Annotated in this window: 10 protein-coding genes; 8 read left to right on the forward strand and 2 right to left on the reverse strand. The window is 39.1% G+C overall.

From position 1 onward, the window contains the following. Nucleotides 1-9 precede the first annotated feature (9 nt). The gene (locus AOM43_RS02215) at nucleotides 10-390 is read left to right on the forward strand and encodes a hypothetical protein (protein WP_013924541.1); all 381 of its coding nucleotides are present in this window, start codon (nucleotides 10-12) and stop codon (nucleotides 388-390) included. On the opposite strand, the gene AOM43_RS02220 is transcribed toward AOM43_RS02215, so the two are convergent. Then, nucleotides 387-2,144 (reverse strand): protease-like activity factor CPAF, encoded by a 1,758-nt coding sequence (locus AOM43_RS02220; protein WP_006342318.1) that lies wholly within the window; start codon nucleotides 2,142-2,144, stop codon nucleotides 387-389. The two genes, AOM43_RS02215 and AOM43_RS02220, sit on opposite strands and share 4 nt — an antisense overlap. Before the next feature lie 165 nt (nucleotides 2,145-2,309). Between AOM43_RS02220 and AOM43_RS02225 the strand changes: the two genes are divergently transcribed. The 4 genes from AOM43_RS02225 to AOM43_RS02240 all read left to right on the forward strand — a co-directional run bounded on the left by AOM43_RS02225 (nucleotide 2,310) and on the right by AOM43_RS02240 (nucleotide 15,783). Further along, nucleotides 2,310-3,875: a 4-alpha-glucanotransferase gene (locus AOM43_RS02225; RefSeq protein ID WP_059358846.1), complete on the forward strand. Its 1,566-nt coding sequence runs from the start codon at nucleotides 2,310-2,312 to the stop codon at nucleotides 3,873-3,875. A gap of 4 nt (nucleotides 3,876-3,879) precedes the next feature. Continuing rightward, the gene (locus AOM43_RS02230) at nucleotides 3,880-5,406 is read left to right on the forward strand and encodes a transglutaminase family protein (protein ID WP_059358848.1); all 1,527 of its coding nucleotides are present in this window, start codon (nucleotides 3,880-3,882) and stop codon (nucleotides 5,404-5,406) included. Between the two features lie 9 nt (nucleotides 5,407-5,415). Beyond that, a complete protein-coding gene (locus AOM43_RS02235) occupies nucleotides 5,416-5,976 on the forward strand; it encodes a cob(I)yrinic acid a,c-diamide adenosyltransferase (protein WP_039376394.1) in 561 nt (186 codons plus the stop codon). 84 nt (nucleotides 5,977-6,060) lie between these two features. Continuing rightward, nucleotides 6,061-15,783: a hypothetical protein gene (locus AOM43_RS02240; protein ID WP_059358851.1), complete on the forward strand. Its 9,723-nt coding sequence runs from the start codon at nucleotides 6,061-6,063 to the stop codon at nucleotides 15,781-15,783. A gap of 2 nt (nucleotides 15,784-15,785) precedes the next feature. Here the strand turns inward: AOM43_RS02240 and AOM43_RS02245 are convergent, their stop codons facing one another. Continuing rightward, complete coding sequence (locus AOM43_RS02245; protein WP_006342324.1) at nucleotides 15,786-16,610, reverse strand: DNA/RNA non-specific endonuclease; 825 nt, start codon at nucleotides 16,608-16,610, stop codon at nucleotides 15,786-15,788. 247 nt (nucleotides 16,611-16,857) lie between these two features. Between AOM43_RS02245 and AOM43_RS02250 the strand changes: the two genes are divergently transcribed. The 3 genes from AOM43_RS02250 (at nucleotide 16,858) to AOM43_RS02260 (ending at nucleotide 19,799) form a co-directional block, all read left to right on the forward strand. Further along, nucleotides 16,858-17,187 (forward strand): hypothetical protein, encoded by a 330-nt coding sequence (locus tag AOM43_RS02250; RefSeq protein WP_059358854.1) that lies wholly within the window; start codon nucleotides 16,858-16,860, stop codon nucleotides 17,185-17,187. Between the two features lie 250 nt (nucleotides 17,188-17,437). Further along, entirely contained in the window at nucleotides 17,438-18,586 is a 1,149-nt protein-coding gene (locus AOM43_RS02255) for a hypothetical protein (protein ID WP_006342326.1), read from the forward strand. 76 nt (nucleotides 18,587-18,662) lie between these two features. After that, a complete protein-coding gene (locus AOM43_RS02260) occupies nucleotides 18,663-19,799 on the forward strand; it encodes a 1-deoxy-D-xylulose-5-phosphate reductoisomerase (RefSeq protein ID WP_006342327.1) in 1,137 nt (378 codons plus the stop codon). Nucleotides 19,800-19,928 lie beyond the last annotated feature (129 nt).

A 19,928-nucleotide genomic window follows, 5' to 3' on the forward strand; every position in this document is an offset into this window, starting at 1 on the left:
GGTGTTGTCATGAGCAACCCATCAAACAGCGCAATGCTATACAATAGCAGCCTAGAGTTTTTAATGATTGGACGGACAATTAAAGAAACGACCACTGAAAACATCAAGAAAAAAGCACTTCAAATGGCTTCTTCCTGTCATTTTCAAGTATCGAGTATTTCAAGATTAGCGCGCCAATTAGCTAGCGAAGCGAGTAAAAATTTTGAATACCAATTGCGAGCCGAGTTTGAGGCCCACTCTTTCTCAAATTATCACCTGCTCGAGATCAAACTCTCTCAATATATTGAGAGTGGCCGTCAATTTTTCTTTTCAGAGGTCTATGGCGATCTTAGAAAGCTCATGCTTGAAGAAGCAAACAAAAAAAACACACATCTCGCCATGAAAGTTTAGTGCCTGTCCCTTAAAGGACAAGCACTGCTAGAAGGACGCGTATTTTTTAAAAGGCCATCTATTGCCTCTTGTAGGGCTGCCTTATAACCTTTATAACCATTTTGAAAGTCTTCGGGTGTCAATGAATAAGAAACATCAGGTGTGACGCCTAAATTTTCAATCGGAGTCCCGTCTGTATGTCTCTCTAAAAGAGATGCTGTATAAGAATAGCCTGCTATTCCAAGCCTATTCGGATGACCGCCCCCGAGAACTGTGCCTCCAGCTCCAGCCGTTCGTGTACCAAAGATAAGAGCTCTTTGATTGTCTTGCAAAATGCAAGGAAAACTATCCCCACAGGAAATATCAAATTCGTTGACTAACACAACCATGGGCTTATCATAAGTGACAAATGGACTTGGCGCAATCGTATTCACAAGAAGATGCACGGGAGAAGTGACATATTTACCTTCTTCCCATTCACTTAAAACAAATTGAAAATACTGAATCACCGATTGCACTAACTCAAAAGAGACAGCATAACCATGCAAGCTAGGCCCGCAGACGTCTATCGCTTCTTCGTCATTTGTAATTTCTTTCAACGTATCTAATGTTTCTAATGCCTCCATCACTTCTTCTTGCGTAATGGCCATTTTATATTTGGGCAATTCAAGGGGTTGATCAGTTAAAAGACTCAATAATCCATATGAGTAAAAAACAGATCCCCCTGGATTGTTAACCTGATCGACCACTAAAGCTTGAGTACGAGGGTTAAAATAGTCAATCAATTTCGCAAATTCCACCACTTCATCATCCGTTCCATCATATGTCGCAATTCTGATATATCCAATTCTTTGTCGGCTAGGAGTTTCACAAATATAAGCATGGAAAGGACTATCTGGAGGGGATTGCCAAACGATGGATCCTAAAGGAGGGACAAAACTTTTGCGCGCCCCTAAATTATGGACATCTTCCACCACGCGGCTTTCCGGCTGGTTGAATTTGGCATACAAAGGGGTTAGCATCATTTTTTTATAATAGGGACGTTGAAAAAAAGGTTGTTTCTCAGAAATCCCACGTGCCACTAAAGAAGGCAAAGGAATTTCTTTTACTTGCTCTGGATGATATGTCCATGTTAAGACATACGATTTTTGCTCGCCTGTTTTTTTATGAATGAGGTCGACTTCCACATTGCCTTGAGGAACATCTTCTGCAAACATTCCTGCGCGTAAGGTTAAAGAACGTTCAGCAAATCTTTGATCCGTTTTTTCATTATGTCGATCATGCTCTGATCTGCGAAGATTTTGAACGAATTCATGGATATCTTGCCCGTCAAATGCGATGACCTCATCTCCGATAGACCAATCCAGACACTCTTCGGGAAGTTTTTCCTCATTGATCCATGTGATAAAATAGCGCCCCTCTGCGCCTTGCAAATGAAATGGTAAAGAAGCCATTTCTGTTGAATAAAACGAGACATTCACATGGTAGTCAGCGGCCGAAGTAAAAAGTTTATTCAAGATTTTATGGTAATCTTTCAATGTTGGAGAAGAAAGGGATGTGATTTCCGCTTCGGCATTATCAAATTGTTGGTTAAGATTCCACCCAAATTGAAGCAATTTCCAATCCGCAGGAACGTATTTGATCTGGAAATTTTTCCGAATAAAATGGAGATCTTCAACCATTTCCTGACGCAAAAGTGAATCTGAGGCCAAAAGTGCATGACAACTAAAAAAAACAACAACTAAATATAGATTAATAACGTATTTAATATTCATATGACCTGAGTATGATTAGACAACTTTCCCATATCGAAAGAGGTCTATTGATAAAAATAGAGCAAACCTTAAAAATAAATAAGTATATAAAACGTTTTTTGTTTCTGTCAATGTTACAACGCTTTTTTTCGAAAAATATTTTACACTTACTGAGGAATGGTAACGATGACAAACTTTTTTCTGCAGCAATTGCTTGAAAATCCTGATAGCCTTCCACACCATGGAATTTGCCTTCCCATTTTCTCTTTACACTCCAAAAACAGCGGTGGCATTGGAGAATACACAGATCTTTTACCTCTCATTGGATGGTGTAAAAGTCTAGGATTTAACATCATTCAGTTACTTCCCATTAACGATACGGGATTAGAAACCAGCCCATATAGCGCGTTATCCGCATTTGCTTTAAATCCTCTGCATTTGGGACTCAAACAACTCCCTTTTTTCCACGATTTCCCCAAATTGATTCCATTGCTTTCTAAGCTGCAGGCTTTCAATCAAAATCAACGAATTCCGTACAAAGAAATTCATGAACATCGGAATGTTTTTTTGCGACAATACTTTCAGCTTGCCGGCCCCACTCTTCTAGAAGCAGCCGAGTTCCTTGAATTTAGAAAACAAAATCCTTGGGTGGACAAGTATGCCTTATTTAAAGCTTTAAAAATCCAAAGAAACTGGGAATCCTGGGATTTATGGCCTGAAAAACTCCGTTTCCCGACAGAAGAATATCTCAGCGAACTGCTTGTAGACATGCAGGATGAAATTTCCTATCACGTTCTTTTGCAATTTCTTTGTTTTGCCCAAATGGAAACTGTCAAAAAAGAAGCTGAAGCTCAAGGTCTCTTTTTAAAAGGAGATATTCCCATTTTAATTAACTCGCAAAGCGCGGACGTGTGGTTAAATCGATCCCTTTTCTATACACATTTGACAGCGGGAGCTCCACCGGATCAGTATAGTGACGTGGGACAAAATTGGGGCTTTCCTCTCTATAACTGGGATAAAAATGCCGAGACGGACTACGCGTGGTGGAAAAAACGTTTAGAAATTGCCTCCCATTTTTATCACTTTTATCGAATCGATCACGTGGTCGGATTTTATCGCATATGGGGTATCCCTTTTAATGTTCCTGCTAAAGAAGGAAAATTTTTTCCTGAAGATCGCTCCACCTGGATTCCTCATGGGGAAAAAATTCTTCAAATGATGTTAGATAATTGCCCCATGTTGCCAATTGGAGAGGATCTTGGTATGATTCCTCCCGAAGTGCGTGTGAACCTTCGCAAACTAGGTATATGCGGGACTAAAGTGATGCGCTGGGAAAGGATGTGGAATGAAGATCGTCGTTTTATTAAATACCAAGATTATATTTTGGAAAGCTTAACGACCATCTCTACACATGACTCTGAAACGCTTCAATTATGGTGGCGAAATAATCCTGCCGAAGCGCAGGACTTTTGCAATTTTAAAGGATGGGCTTATGAGCCAATCCTTTCACCTGCTCGCCATCAAGAAATTTTGAATGATAGTCATCATACGCATAGTGTTTTTCACATCAATCTCCTTCAGGAATATTTGGCCGTTATCCCAGGCTTAACATGGCCTGACTTAGAGGATGAGCGAATCAATATCCCGGGGGTTGTGTTGGACAGGAATTGGAGCTATCGTTTCAAACCTAGCGTGGAAGAATTGATTCAACATGCAGAGCTCACCCATCTCATGAAAACTTTAACGGCTTAGAACGATGACACGCATTTTTTTATTTTTAGCATTATTTTGCTTAAGCTTATGCATGGCGGCATCCCCCCTCAAAATCCGCGCCTTGTTTCGCAGCTTGGATCCGAAGTCAATTACCCAGCATTTAGCTTTGTATGAACTCTACCCCGATTCAGTCGAAGGGCAACTCGCACTAAAAAAAGCGTGGGAGCTTTTAGAGGGATCTCCCCATTCTTCCACGCCAGCTCCTCTCTCATCTATCGATCCCTCCATCATTCATGCGCTTATCGGACTCGTCAATAAGCAAGCGGATGAAACGGCCCCTCAACTATCTCTGCAAGAACTTCAACTCATAGACAGGCTAGCCTCCAAGCTGCCCAATCGCAAACTCAAAGGCTTTTACGCAACGACCGAAGCGGAAGTGTTGAATCTTCCCACAGAAGAAGTTGATTTGGCAAACGGACTTTTTTTGTCTCATTTAGAAGATGAAAACAAAGATTCAGGGAAAGTCTATCAAGCGATGATGGATCTCATGGCACTCCAAATCCTTGCTAAATTACCACCTAACGCAACACCTCTACAAAAAATTTCAGCTATTAATGCCTTCATTTTTTTCGATATGGGCTTTCGCTTTCCTCCTCACTCTTCCTATGCTAAAGATATTGACCTTTACACATTCCTTCCCTCTGTTTTGGATTCCCGACGCGGGGTCTGCTTAGGCGTTTCCCTTCTTTATATTTGTTTAGCTCAAAGACTATCTTTGCCCATCGAAATGGTCACTCCTCCCGGCCATATTTACGTGCGCTATAATGATGGCCAAAATAAGCTCAATATTGAAACAACAGCCAGAGGCATTCATATGCCTTGCGAAGAATATCTAGGAATCGATACGCGCGCTCTTCAGGAAAGAACAGTCAAAGAAGTAATCGGCTTAGCCCACTTTAACCAAGCGGCGGCCTATCTCAGACAAAATCAATATGAGAAAACGCTAATTTGTTACCAAAAAGCGCAACCGTATTTGCCGCATGATATGCTTCTAAAAGAATTAACGGGCTATACGCACCTTTTCCTAGGTAATTTTGATGAGGGGAAACAACTTCTAGAGGAAGTTAAAGATCATCTCCCGGACCATGCCGTGACAAAAGAAAATATGGCCGAAGACTATTTAAATGGGGCTGCGGATGTTGAAGGGATTAAGACCATTTTTATAGAAATTGATGAATCTAGAGATTCTCTTCTCAAGAAAAAAGAAGCTTTAGAAAAAATTGTGGAAAAATACCCTAAATTTCGCGCAGGCATTTTTAGCCTTGCTTCTACCCATCTTCAATTGCACCGCAGTCGCGAAGCTCTTTATTGGCTAAATGTTTACCATTCCCTTCACCCGAATGATCCAACTGTTGAATATTACTTAACAGTGTTGTGTATGGAGAGGTGCGAAGCAAATCAAGCTTGGGAACACCTTTTACGAGCAGAAAAAATGACAGAAGCAAGAGCCCACTTTCCTCGCGCCCTAAAAGAAGTCCGACAAGCTTTAAATCAACGGTGTCCTATTTAAAGGTTTCGTATGAAAATTTACACAAAAACAGGAGACAAAGGAGAAACATCCTTATCTTCTGGAGAACGCGTCCCCAAAAATCATCCCCTCATTGAAGCAATAGGAAATGTCGATGAGTGCAATTCTGCCATCGGAATGGCACTTTCGTTTATCCCTAAAAATCAGAAATTCAAAGACTTAAAGGCACGACTCTTCCATATTCAACACACGTTATTTGAACTTGGTGCTCTTTTAGCCTCACCCCAAGATGAGCTCCCTGAGCTTGGAACAACCCTCCTAGAAGAATGGATTGATCAGATGGATGAAAAGCTCCCACCCTTGCATCATTTTATTCTTCCCAACGGTCATTCGGCTTCAACTTCTCTTCAACTGGCTCGCGCAATTTGCCGGAGAGCTGAAAGAGTCCTAACTGACGCTATTCAAAAAAATAACGCTTCTAAAGAAAGCTTAGTTTATTTGAATCGCCTTTCCGACTTTTTGTTCGTTGCGGCCCGTTTAGTCAATTTTATATCTGATAACCCCGAGACGATTTGGTTATCAAAATTAAAAAAACAACAACAAATTAAATAATTAAATTACACATTTTTAACAATTGCAAAACAAAAACGTCCGCATTATAATACAGATATTATACTGTTGAAAAGGATGTTTTTTATGACCCATTTATATGTCGTTTCATTTAATAATGATCTGGATGAACAAAGAAAAATTTTTGTCAATTCAGATAAAAAACTCTCCCTTCTTGAAATCACATCTATAAAAAATAATTCGGAAATCATTCAAAATTTATTTAATGGAGCGGCCGAAGATAAGAAAATCTTGACTCTAGAATGGCAAAATCTACGCGTTAAATTACTTTCTGAAGAGGGAGCAGCTTCCGCTATTTCTCCTATTTCCGTCACAGAAATTGCAATTGGAGGTATGAAGAGACTCCGCGGACCTGCATTTAGTACAAAACTTCAACACATGCTTGAGCTAAAACCAGCTCGTATCCCTCTAGTAAAATTTGTTTGGAAATTGATGCTAGCGCCTTTGATCGCCATTCATCGCTTTATGCATAAAAATCGAGACGCGGTTCTTCAAAATTTAAGGGATCTTGATCAATCTTTCAGTTACGATTCTGCTAATCAGTATTTAAAAGATTATGAAGAACACCTGAACTTTTTACATTCCAAGGCAAATAGTTCCGAAGCTCTTGCACTTCACCTGAAAAGCATGCAGGAAGCAAGTCAGGTTCTTCGTCTGGCCCTTTTAGACTCTTCAAATAATACTCTCATTGAGGCATCCAAATTTCTTGCCTCACAGGCTTTTAATGCTCTTAAAAAAGATTCACAAGAAAACCAGTCGCTCCTCTCTTTACCTGGTGGATTTTATGAAAATGGAAAATTTCATCCTTTGCTCGCTAGCCTTTATCGAAACGAAAATAAAGAGATTCGACTTGAATTAAACTTTTTAGGGTACCCTCCTAAAAACGATTTACCAAGCACCTATAAGTTTGACGAATTGACAGAAGGACAATTGACAAATATCATTTTCAAATTATCCGCTCTCAGCACAAATGAGAAAGTCGCAGCCCCAACCAAATTGACTCGTCGAGAAAAAATACGACTTAAAGTTTTAAGACAATTTAACGTAGATGAACCTGGCAATGAAGAAAAGGCTCCAAAAGCTCAATTAAAGAAAAATTTCGACCCCACACGTTGGCTGTATGAAGCTATTGCAACTGACGGGGGAATCCCTGTTAAAATCTCAGGATCAAACGATATCACCTCTCGAAATTTAATCTCGATTATTGGAACAGATATCGAACAGTTTTTTCCAGAAGCCCCTGCTCCAGAAAAAGTCGAATTGTTGATTAAATTGGTAGAAGAACATTATGAAAAATATGTAAAAGCAAACCCTTATCTGACCTCTAACCAGCAAGAAAAAGAATTTCAACTGTTAAAATTTAAAATTAAAAAACTTGAAAATCATTTGATGAAACGGGTGAGCAAAGAAGATTACGAGATGCTCAAAAAGAGCTCTGCCTTTGATCTCTTTTTCAAGAAAATAGAACAATTGGAAATTCTTGCTGCAAAACAACAAAAAAAACAGCTCCTTAGTCGCGATTCCTTTATCGATAACCGCTTGGCCAAATCCTCTGGTGAATTTTCTTTTGCCGTTGATGGTCTTTCAAATGTGATGTCTCCAAAATTCGAAATTCAATCAAAAAAAAGCGAAGACCTTCTAGCTGCATACGCACAAGAGCTCACCCACCTACGAGAATCCGTGTCGAACAATGCGGTTACCGAAGCATTAGAACAGCTAACTTCTTTGCAAAAAAAAGCGGATAAATTGATCGACAAGAAAAAGTATTATGAAGCCAAACAATTGAGCATCCAAATCTTGCAAACACTCCCTGTTCCCAATAATTCAGCAGATAATTTTTGGAGGGCTGTTCCTAAAAACAACACAGATACCTTCACACGACAGATTGCGGATATCAACAAACACATCTGGGAATCTGCTTTAAGACTTCAAGAAGAAGCTCCCACACAAGATCAATTGCTCCAAATGTTGAAATCTCAAGTTATTATCTCTGCAATTGGAGGCCTTCGTCTAGATCAACATGATTTATTAAGCATCATTGAACTCCATCCTCATTACCGCTTTGGATGGCTCCCAAGCCATCAAAAAGAGATTTCCGAGATTCAAAAATATCTGCAAGGAATGTTGAAGTGGCCTTGCCGCTATGATTTGTATGACCGTCCCTCACGCAGCCTCTCTTTTAAAAAACAAGAAGATAGAGAGAGTCGCAATATGATCGCAATGGCCCGCGTGCAATGCATGACTTCAAGCCTTTTAAAGCCTGAATATACCTTATACCCTTTCTATGGCAAGGGACAAGTTAACTCAGCGATGGGAGTTAATTATTTGGACTGGCTGGTCAAGGAAGCTGTCAATAAAGGAGCAAAAACGCCCCGTGAAAAAAGCGAAATGATCAAAGCAATTAAGTATCAAGACATCCAAAAACGCCTTGCTGCGATGGGACGGCTTGATGTTGAGTACGGAGATTTTGTTACAGAAACACCTTGTGTTAAAATCATTGATCACTCGTTTAGAGGAGACGCCCTCTGTTTTGCACCAAATATCTGGGGCGGAAGAGCTTACGGACTTAAGCAGTATGAAAAGAAATATCACTTTTACAACGACCAATCAAATACACGTCCACAAGCAGGAGCCTTTTTAGGGGAGGAAACCTACTTAGCTCGAAAAGATGAACAAAAAATTTCTCGCTCCAAAGCCTTAGGTCATCATGCAGACAAAGACAATACGTTAACTCAACAAAAAGGGCATACAGAACCAACACTTTTAGCCGCAAATTTGCAGAGAGATCCGATTGGACAAGTTTCTCAAACAGCGCAATTTACTATCGATACAGCTCAAGTAGCTTCAAAAGAAGGTATTTCCTACCAAAGCGTCTACGAACTTTTGAACTTAATCCGAACCCAAAGCTACCTTCTTTCTCATTCAGAATTTCAACGAACGATTCTTTTAAATCTTGTTCGCCCTGGATTCCTCATGCAAGGGATTCAAAAAAACCCTCTATTTTTTGAAATCTTAGCTGAAGACCTTCACAAGCTTATCGAAGAAAAAATCCAGGCAGATAATGTCGCGCCTTTTTTAATTCTTCTTGGAGATACCATCGCAGAGCATGCAAAACAGCTGGAAGATGACAATATGGATTCTCTTATTGAATCTCTCCCTCGTTTTGATTCATCCATTCAAATTGGAGACATCGAAAAAACGGGTGAGGAGTGGCTATTTGAAAATTTAAAAAACGCTGAAAAAAGTTTAGCAACGACTTCCCTTGCATTGATTTACTCGGCTTATAAAAAACCTCTTGATAGATATTCTGCAGATGACTTAGCTCATATCGTGCATGCAGCCACCATTTTTGAAACTACAGGTAACACTGTCGGAATTCCCCAATTCAATGTGGAAGCAAAAAAATGGATTCAAGAAAAACTTATCCCCTATTTGCAAGATACATGTGAGCAAGACAAAACTTTTGTCAGTCCTTTTTTCGACCAGTGGATCCGGTTAGCCAAAAATGATCCTGCTTATTCTAGTACAGGTTGGGAGATGAAAAAAAATGTATTTTCCAATGCAGATTTTGAGATTGATCTTCAAAATTTACATATTAGGCCTAAAGCAAAAGGGATCATGTTTGAAGGACAGCAGATTCCTCTCCCTCATGCCCTCGCACGTTTTACAAGCGATTTATTCGGAACAGATCCGATTAAAACAACGCTTCGTAAAGGGGGCACTCCTTTTGAAAACTATTATGACTTCTCCTTTCAAAATGAAAACTTCAGCATTTATCACAATCAGGCATCGGGAGAAATTCATATCTATCGAGAACTCCCCGTTCGCCCACAATACCCCCATGGGAAAAAGGAATGGTTTCAATATCTGCCACAAAAGCAACCTGAAGATTTTAACAAGTTGTCCGCCATTGAGCACATGGTTATCAAGAATGGTCTATGGATTAACACGAAAACCCCTCAAAAGGGATATGTATACGCACATGCACCTCAAGATGGAATTAAAGAAAGTGGCTATGAGATCCAACTAGACAAAAACGGAAAAATCTTACAAGCCAAAGATCCTATTTCCAAGCTTTTCATTGTCTTAGATAAGCGTCAAATCATGCGAGAAGCCGTTTCATTTGCCAATCCGGAAACAACCTTATTTTTAGCAAAATCCCCAAATCAAAGAGCTTCCGAAATACGATTTTTAGATAGCGACACCTCTCTACAACGCAAAGGAAGAGGTAAATGGGTGTACCACAACGAAAAACTTGGGGAAGGCAATCACTGGTTGACAGACCTTTCCGATGAACAACTGCTATTGCGTGAAAGAAGTGGAGCAAAAGCCTTTTTAGATTGCTTTGAAGGGATGCAGGACAAATTTATTTTGCCCGTTTCCAATGGTAAAACACATACATTTATCATTCATCCCTATCCGATTGTACGCCATAAAGGAGTCGCAAAAATAGAATTCGATTATGAGAAGAGCATTTTGCCTCCGCATGCGCCCCCTTTAACGATCACTTTTGACTCACAAGGTAAACAAGAGGGAAATCCCTCAGCATTTCTCTACCTGGCTTATTACTTCGCCCATATTAAAAATTATCGGATGGCAGAGCACTATTTAAATTTAGCCAAAAAAGCTGCAAGTACTTCCGCATCAGAAGTCCGCGTTTTAGAAAATCTAGAGGGATTGTTTGATCTGGAAGCGATTCAATCATTACGAGGAACTGCGTTTCAATTAAAAGCTCAGCTCGCCATTAAGCATGTGAAAACGCATCAGCTGAGTCAAACCCTCTATACACCTGCAAATTCTGGAGAATTTTTAGCCAATCTCCAACATATTGGGAAACTTTATAAGATTTATCAAAAAAGAGCCCACGATTTAAAAGAAGGGGCTTTGACTGCTGAAGAACTATATGAAATCAAACACTACGTACACATGTCGATGATTGAATATATAGAGAAATATGAGGCATCGCTGGAATCCAAAGAAGAAACTTTGGATGTAAAATTTTCTGAATTTGCTTATTTCACCTCCCAAAAAGCTTCTTCATCTTCTGATATTCTAACGTTCCTTTTGATGACTAATTTAGATAAAAAGTTTTCTGTGGATGAATTGATCACAAAAAAATCTGCCAATGCAGAATTTATGATCCGCCATTTCATCCATTTCATGTTCGCTATTCTAGAGGCAAAAAAAGCGAATCAGCCGGATGTTGTTCAAAAGATACAGCTATTCTTAAATGCCCCGAAAAATTGGGAAGTACACGATTCTAAAGAAAGTGAAGAGAACCTTATAATGGCAAAATTTGCCCATGAATATCTCAAACTACTATGTTTAAAAGAAACCCCATTTGGTATGGACACGGATGAAATGCGCAGCATGCTAAAAACTAGCCGAAAAAAGCTTCCTTTTTTTGCAAGAAACCTAGGCATTATTTCCGCCATATTTGATGTCCAAACAGATAAACTTCAACGCATTCAAGAATTAAAAAAAAGTTTTACAGATCATTTAAAATTGCTTGTTGGTGATGCGAGGATCCCTCTAGATACTCAAGGAACACACAGTAAGGTTAATGAAGGAGAGATGATGACCTCATTAGCCGCTATTTTGGCTGTTCTTGATGACAAGGTTAATAGTGGAGAAACAAACAATTTTAGTCCCTTAGAGTTAAATCAGATACGTCGCATGATTGAATCCGGAAATTACGATAAGCATAAAGCACATAAAATTGTGAGTTTATTGAGGGAATCCGAAGCCCACCAGTTTTCAGTTTTAGATTTTCGTAGCGAAGCCCAAAACATGCTGCAAATTCAAAAACTTGAAGAAGAAATCAAAGCTCGAGAGCCCTCTCAAATACTTCATATCGCACCTTTTCAAGCTTCCGATCTCTCTCTCGGATTCGATAAGATCCGCAACGAATTGCCAAGTCTTCACGCCCCTCAAGATGCAACATTACAAAAACGCTTAGATGCTTTAAATCAAAAAGTTGCGCGCTTAGAAACGTATTTTCAAGATGAGGAAGGAATCAAAAAGACTCTCTCAGAAGAAAATAAACAGCTCAGAATAGGCTTGCAAATAGCTAAAGAAAAATTGCAGGGAGAGATCAACCGTAAAACAGAATTTAGCAAAAATGAGATTCAAAACTTAAAAAAATGGCTAACTAAACAAGCCGCTGCTATGTATTCCGAAGATGTCACATTGCGCACGCAACTTCTTAATGAGATCAAGCATACATCACCCGATACGGCTCTTCCGAGCTCAATTCAAAGAATGGTTGAACAGCCCGAAATTTACACGGACTACGACTTGTTCAACGAAATTCTGCGTCTATATAAAAAACCATGCCAAGAAGAAGGTTTAGCTGCTTTTGATGCCAAAATAACAGAATACTTATTTAAATATACAGCTTACTTACAGGTGAAGAAGGCTCAAGGATTGCTTTCGGTAAAAAAACCAAGCTCTTCCGAAGCCGGAAAAGCCCTGCAAATGTTACACGCAGCTTTTAATGAAAAACGTTACGAAGAAGCTGGCATTCAAGATGGCTTGATCCCACGTGTATGTCTAGTTGCAGAAGCGCGGGACGGGTTTATTTACCGCCCTGCCCAATTACTCGCGATCAAAGCCTTTGCTGAAAATCCCAATCAATGGGCATCTCTCATCATGGGTATCGGAAAAACATCGGTCATTTCCCCCTCTGTTGTACAAATACTTGCTGAGCTCGGCTATTTTGTTGTGAGTACAGTCCCAGAAACACTTTTAAAAGGAAATAGACAATCGGCAGACAAAGCTAGCCGTGCCTTATTTGATCAAGCTAACTTAGAGTTTTCGGTGCCTTTATCCGAAAATCTTTCTCATAGCTTATTAGCCGAAAAGTACTTACAACTCTTGAAAGTCGTCAAAGAAAACGGCTATGTCGTCACTTCTGTCGAAGAAATTTGCACACTTCACAATTTAATGATTCAGCTTGAAGAACAAAAAAGAGAGCTAAGCGAAAACCCCTGGCAAAACCGAGTGCAGATTTTAGTCGTACAGAAAAAATTGCACTATATCAAGAAAATGAGTCGTCTTATCCATGGAGAGGCTCACGAGTTAAAGATCAAAACACAATTCTTTGGTGACGAAGTCGATACTACACATGACATTTCACATGAAGTCAATTTAGCAACAGGAGCTGTATCTCCCCCCAATATCATTGTCAGAAAAGTCGCCCGTTCGATTTGTGAGTTGATTTTGAATTCAGCTTCTGATTCAAAGCTTCATCCTTTAAAACAGGCTTTATTCCAAGACTCGCAATCTGTTCTTGTGAAACATGAAATGGATAATTTCATGAAAGAAGCCGCCATTTTACTCCAGCAAGATCCGAAATTTTTGGAATATCTATCGCCAGAGCAAGCCACTATCGTCCAAAGCATTCCTTTGGAAGAATGGACTAACTACATAACAGGTAGCTCAAGCATAAGGCCTGAAGCTTTAAATGAGTGGAATGAGGATGACGATAGCTTAAAATATTTAGCTGCTGCTAAGCAAATGCTCTCTCAAACATTTAAACAAATGTTAGCGATGAAGTCGGGTAATGATTTTGGACTTTCCGATTACAACGGCTTTTTAAATGTTCCTAAAGTCATGAAAAATGAAACTCCAGGTATGCGATTTGGGGATGAATTTGATCTAGTTGTCTCCCAATACTTAGGATATTTAGAATACTTGCCTGTAAAAAGCTTAACAGATAAATCAGAAGTCTTTTTGACAGAAGCACTCAAAACCTACCAAAATAAATATCCCACTCTGTACAAGAAGCTAATTGAAGATTACGTATCTTCTCAAACGGGTAAAACAGATGTGGAACGTTTATCATTGCTTCAATATTTAAAGTCCCCCGAAGCGTGGTCTCATCGCTTTAACTTATTAGATGAGATCATTTTCGATGGCGGATATATCACCCGTTTTGATCAACAGATCAGCACGAATGTTCAAGATATGTTCCACGGAAAAAGTTTTGGAGGAGTTACTGGAACGCTGGATCCGTATACCCTTCCTTATATTTCAGATGAGATTCAGTTTAACGAAAAAAAGGACACAGAAAAAGTTTCAACACGTGAAGTAGAAGCAGAAACCTTGTTACGGATGACCCTTAATCTTGAACAAGGAATTGATACTCCGGTCTCCATTTACGACGATCAGAAACCACTAGAACATCTTCTTCAATATGTTTTAAACAGCAAAACAACCAAAGGTTTTGTCAATAACAGCGGAGCTTCAAGTGAAGGTCTCGATATGCTTGCATGGATTGAAACGATTCGACAAGCCCGAGAAGGAGCTTCCCATTCTTACTATTTTCGTCATCCTCAGTTAGGCACACCTTTCATTTGGCCGAAAGATGCTCGAGAACCTGTCGCTTATAAAGGTCAAACACTGTCGGAAGATTACGTTTGCTTGTACGGACCCAATGATACTCGCGGTGTCGACCAGCCGATTGGCAAAGGAGATGTACACTTCTTCATAGGCGCAACAACACCTCTACAAGAGTTAATGCAAACACTCTACAGAGCACGTCGGATTGGGGATGACCACAAGATCATTCTACATATTCCTAAAACATGGGCGGATCAATTAAAACCACAAAATGGAAAAACTGTGACTTATGGAGATGTGGCTCGTTACATTGTCAGCAGAACCGCGGATTCTAAAGAAGGGATCAATGAAAGTGCTCAGCTAGAAAAAATCACAGGACAGCTGAAGGCTGTTGTCTCTCGTTACTTGCGCCAGACAAACCCTCAATTCGATAAGCTAGAATTTTGGGATGAGAACAACTTACCTCAATTTGCCCAATATGTGGTGGGTGAAGTGAATATTTTTAATGAAGTTCGTAATTTGTATATCAAAAACAAGCAGATCTATTTCCAAGCTATGTATGAGCCACTTGAAAAAATAACGGGAACTGCCAAAATCCTGAACGCATTTGATGATTTAGCAAGTGCCATCAATACTTTAATTGATAAATTGCCGGAGGGTGTTGAACTCGAAGGAAAAACAGATTTAATTGAAGATTTGAAACAATTAAAAATAGATGCGGAAACTCAAAAAGCAAATCTCCTTCGAAAGCTGACAGATCACGAACGTTTTTTACCTGAGCAAACTTCAAAATCTAATATGGGTTCCAAAGGAGTCAAAGAACAAGTCAAAGAGCTTCAGCAAGAAAAAATGAAAGCAAAAGAAGTGGAAGAAGAGGAGCCTGCAAATCGCCGTAAAATCCCTCCTGGTCAAAAAAGAAATTACATCCCTTTAAATGTGGATGCTTTGTTTCAATCCTCACGCTTTTCAATTGAACAAGATCCCGAAATACTCAATGCTCCATTTGATCATTTACAAATTTCGCGTGAAGCACAAGAGATAATGAAAAAAATGGATGTTCATAAGGGCGATCCTTTACTTTATTTAGCTGTTGCAAAAAATGACAGTGGAAAACCAGTCTACACAATGATTAGTAAACAGGATTATCATCAAACAATTTTCCCTGCCCTACGAGAAGGTCATGTAGATGAGGAATTGCACATTTTTAGTGTGAATACAAATGGATTTAGTCAAATCGATGGGACTTCCAAATTTACAGGCAAATTGCCATCTACATTGATGGCCTTCAAATGTTACTTAGGAATCAAAGAATACCCATCTGATGATTTAAAAGAATTACAACATTGGGTTCAATCGCTCTCTGAAAGGCGTCGAGAAGAGTTGAATGCCTTTTTAAAATTAAAGGGAACTCAGACTCTCTACGACCTCATACAAGAGCTGGGTTAAGCTTACTGAAACAATACCCCGGAAACTTTCTCGACTTCCTGTATGGTTGTTTTGAATTGATGAAGGGGTATTTCTTTGGCAATTTGTTGGTTAGGCAGTACATAGGCCTCTGTCTGCATTCTTCCCGCACTTGTTTCCTTGGCAATCACTTTGAAAAAATGAGTCGGCACTGCAACATTATTGGGTCCAATCACTTGATATTTGACGTATTTTTTCCCATTTTCTTCCACTTGCGGCAAAAATAAGGGCCCTGTAAGGACGTGTACAGATTTGCAACTTTTTGTTAAATCCCTCACATATTTTTCCATCTTTACCCAATATCCGCGATTAAATTGTGCAACTTGAGGACTCATATTCGACAAATAAAAAGTATCCCGCATGGCCTCAACACTGACGCGATGATCTGCTGCGGGAGCGAGATGTCCCCGATCAAATCCCGATCCTTTGAAGTCTTCTAATGTATTTTGAAAAATTTTTGGAATACGTGGATCTTCCTGAAACGGAAAATGATCGCGACTAACCTTTCCTTTTAAACAGTCAGATGTCAAACATTCGTATACCCACTGCGCATTGCGTGTTCTTCCATCGTACTCTAAAGTATAGCCTGGACGCTCAATTGTGATGGCTCCTCGCGGAGAAAAAACGGTAGCAAAAGATTTAGGATTATTCATTGAAGCTTCTAATGAGACATTAGCGATAGAAGATTGAGGATCCTCAAATTGAATTCCTGTCAAAAATCCCAACATAAAGGCCACACTTGCGACCATAAAAAATGTTCCGTATTTACGCATCATTGTCAATTTTGTCTTTTTTTCTGAATATTTCATTCTCGCTCTCAATTTTTTATTTACAAACACTTTTTCACATATCCTTGAAAGTCATAGAATAACAAAAATAGCCTCTAATGACAATAAAGACGGGGAAAACAAAAATCATACACCTGCATAAAAAAAGATTTCTTTTGCTTGCCTTATTTTAAATGATCATTTAGCCTTCTTGGAAGTTTTAACCTTCACGACTACGTGAAAAGATAGCCTGATCATTTTTTATGAGATATTTAACAGGAGTTTAGTTATGTGCAATCCTTACGATCCGTCATCAACAATAAGCCAAGGATTTGACTTTCCAGATACGGACTACCCCTTTCATGACTGCTTTGCATCCTTTGCAAAATCAAAAGCTAATACAAGCAAACCAAAAGAAGAAGATACTAAAGTTCAAAAAGTTGCAGAAGCTTCTTTTGAACTCAGAAATAGCACTGGATCCGTTAATACACCCAAATCTAAGGGTTCTATTTTTTCAAAGTCTTATGGATCTATCCCTAGCAACCCTAATTCCTTTGTTAACAATTCTAATTCTTCTAATAGTCCTAATCACCGTATTTCAGTTACGGTCGTTGACTAATAATCTAGTTGAATACCACTGTAAGGTGGTATTCAATCAATCCATATTTTTTTTATTATTTAGCTAATCCTCTTCGAGAAGGACATTTAATATGACGGCTTCCCGCTTTTAGTTCTTTTCAATACACTAAAATTAGATTTTAATTTTAGATGCAAAATACCTTCACAAGATGGGACTCAATTTTACTTTAATCTGTTTTTCCAGTGGTATATGATGATGATAGAATAATTCATCTAAGAGGGCTTGTGTTATGCTAATTCAATATGGCTTTTCCCCAGAACCCCTTTCCCCTTTAATTTTTCACCCGGAGAAATCACCCCATCCCTTCACAACGATGCATTTAGGTTCCTCTCCTCAGTACTCTGTTTTTCAAGGAGAACAGTTGACCAGATTACAAAAAATTATTCTGGAGAATCGCGTAACTATTGCTTTGAATCTTCCCGACAAGACATTTAGACATTTAAAACAAGAAGAGATCTCCTCTTTTGAACATGTCGAATTTCCTTATTTTCTTTTTGCTCTTCCTCATCGCAACTGGCTTCCCACCATTCTGAATTCTTACAATGCCTTTGCTTACATCATTAAGGAATATAAGTTAACTCATTGTATCATTCCACACATACAAGTAGTTAGCCTTGCTCTGCTAGACCCTCTAGAAGATTCTTTTTTGATGATTGCGGAAAAGCCTATGGAGCTGACATTTGATCCAATTTCTTCCCAACAAAAAATCGAGAATATTTACGCCAATTTTTCTCATTCTCCCACCTTAAAACAGAAATGGCACACGATTTTTAATCAAATGGCTGAATTTTTATGTCATTTTCCCTATTTACATGTTGACTGGCACCATCTTGGGCTTACTGAGGAGGGATTTGTTTTTCTAGATTTTAGGCAAGCTCCTCCTAATGACCCTCAAAGCTATATCTTTGCGCTTTTGGATCTACTTAAGCTGGCACACTTAGATTTTATGGCAAGTATTTGTCAAATCGCAAAAACATATGATTTTTATCTTCCTAGAGATCAAATCAATCTATTGAAATTAGAAAACCAATTGCTCTCTAAAATTCGTTTGAAAGTAAGTAAACTTCATCAAAAGAACAAGATTGATTTTGCTCAAGAAATTGATGAGCATCAATTTTTGAAAGGCTCGCTCAAGAGAATTATTATTGAAAATTTTAATCATGCGCTTCGCAAAAAGCATGCTTCTTCAATCTATCAAAAAATTTCCTTGTTAGATGAACGTACACTTTCCTGGTTTCCTTTTTTGGCTGGAATCCCGATCGAAGAAGAAGGCAATCTAAACACGGCTTTAGATGAGCTCTGTGAAGCTGATATTTTATATGCCCTATTTAAAAAAAATGAGGGGAAATTTGATGCTCATTATCTCCTTTTTTTCTAGACGAAAGAGTCAATCCTTCATTTGACAATTACCCTGTTCTGCTATATTCTATTTTGTTTTAACCAAAGCCCTTACTATGAAAAAGATAGCAATTCTTGGATCAACAGGCTCAATCGGAACCACAACGTTGCAAGTGGTGAGACATTTAAAAGATGCGTTTCGAATAACGGCTCTCGCCGCTCACTCCAATATCGATCTTCTCGAGCAACAAGCCAATGAATTTTCCCCTGAGTTAATTGCTGTTTATGACAAAGCTAAAGCAAGTGAATTGCAAAAAAGGCTTCCCCATATTTCTGTTTTAGGAGGCTTAGAAGGGTTAAATGCAGTGGCTTCCCACCACGAAACACAGCAAGTCGTTTCTGCAATTTCTGGCACATTAGGGCTCACCCCGACGATTTCTGCAATTCAAGCGGGCAAAGATGTCGCATTGGCAAATAAAGAAGCTCTCGTTTCTGGTGGCGCTCTGGTAATGGCATTAGCTAAAGAAAAAGGATGTCAACTACTGCCTGTTGACAGCGAACATAGCGCTCTTTTTCAATGTCTAAATGGGGAAAATCCGTCAACGATTAATCGATTAATTTTAACGGCTTCAGGCGGACCTTTTCGGGATTGGGATTTAGATCGTTTAAAGCAAATCAAGGTTGAAGAAGCATTAAAACACCCCAACTTTTCGATGGGCGCAAAAATTACAATCGACTCTTCGACTTTAATGAATAAAGGATTGGAAGTCATCGAAGCCTATTGGCTTTTCGGTGTTCAACCAGAAAAAATCGAAGTTTTAGTTCACCCACAGCAAATTGTTCACAGTATGGTTGAATTCAAGGATGGAGCAATCATGGCACAAATGGGAGAACCAAGCATGATCGTACCGATTCAATATGCCTTGACTTATCCGAACAGAATCGACAGTCCTTTGCATCCTATTGATTTAAAAAAACTGCGCCTTTTAGAATTTACTGCTCCCAACTATGACTCCTTTCGTTGCCTTAAATTGGCATTCGAAGCTCTACGTCACGGGGGAAGTTTAGCTTGCTACATGAATGCAGCGAATGAAGTCTTAGTCCATCGTTTTTTAAAGCGACAAATTGGGTGGATGGAGATTTCTCAAAAACTTGAACATTTAATGCTTGGTCACACGACACAAACACTTCGCTCTCTGGATGATGTTTTACATATTGACGCTGAAGCTAGACAGCATGCGAGTTATGCTTAAATGTCTTGCTTGGCAAATGATCTTTTTTTAGACTTTTAGATTAGCAGTTTACCTGCCGTTATGGCATAATGATTTTGTTAAAATATTACAAAACCTAAAATCAATTCTGCTTTATCTTGAGGCCATTTA

Origin of the sequence: Parachlamydia acanthamoebae, from assembly GCF_000875975.1 — a bacterium.
Taxonomy (GTDB): Bacteria; Chlamydiota; Chlamydiia; order Chlamydiales; family Parachlamydiaceae; genus Parachlamydia; species Parachlamydia acanthamoebae.

Bases quoted from the DNA above. Each gene is read 5' to 3' on its own strand.
- AOM43_RS02255 (WP_006342326.1), top strand. From the start codon at position 17,438: ATGCTAATTCAATATGGCTTTTCCCCAGAACCCCTTTCCCCTTTAATT.
- AOM43_RS02225 (WP_059358846.1), top strand. From the start codon at position 2,310: ATGACAAACTTTTTTCTGCAGCAATTGCTTGAAAATCCTGATAGCCTT.
- AOM43_RS02220 (WP_006342318.1), bottom strand. From the start codon at position 2,144: ATGAATATTAAATACGTTATTAATCTATATTTAGTTGTTGTTTTTTTT.
- AOM43_RS02235 (WP_039376394.1), top strand. From the start codon at position 5,416: ATGAAAATTTACACAAAAACAGGAGACAAAGGAGAAACATCCTTATCT.
- AOM43_RS02240 (WP_059358851.1), top strand. From the start codon at position 6,061: ATGACCCATTTATATGTCGTTTCATTTAATAATGATCTGGATGAACAA.
- AOM43_RS02250 (WP_059358854.1), top strand. From the start codon at position 16,858: ATGTGCAATCCTTACGATCCGTCATCAACAATAAGCCAAGGATTTGAC.
- AOM43_RS02230 (WP_059358848.1), top strand. From the start codon at position 3,880: ATGACACGCATTTTTTTATTTTTAGCATTATTTTGCTTAAGCTTATGC.
- AOM43_RS02260 (WP_006342327.1), top strand. From the start codon at position 18,663: ATGAAAAAGATAGCAATTCTTGGATCAACAGGCTCAATCGGAACCACA.
- AOM43_RS02245 (WP_006342324.1), bottom strand. From the start codon at position 16,610: ATGAAATATTCAGAAAAAAAGACAAAATTGACAATGATGCGTAAATAC.
- AOM43_RS02215 (WP_013924541.1), top strand. From the start codon at position 10: ATGAGCAACCCATCAAACAGCGCAATGCTATACAATAGCAGCCTAGAG.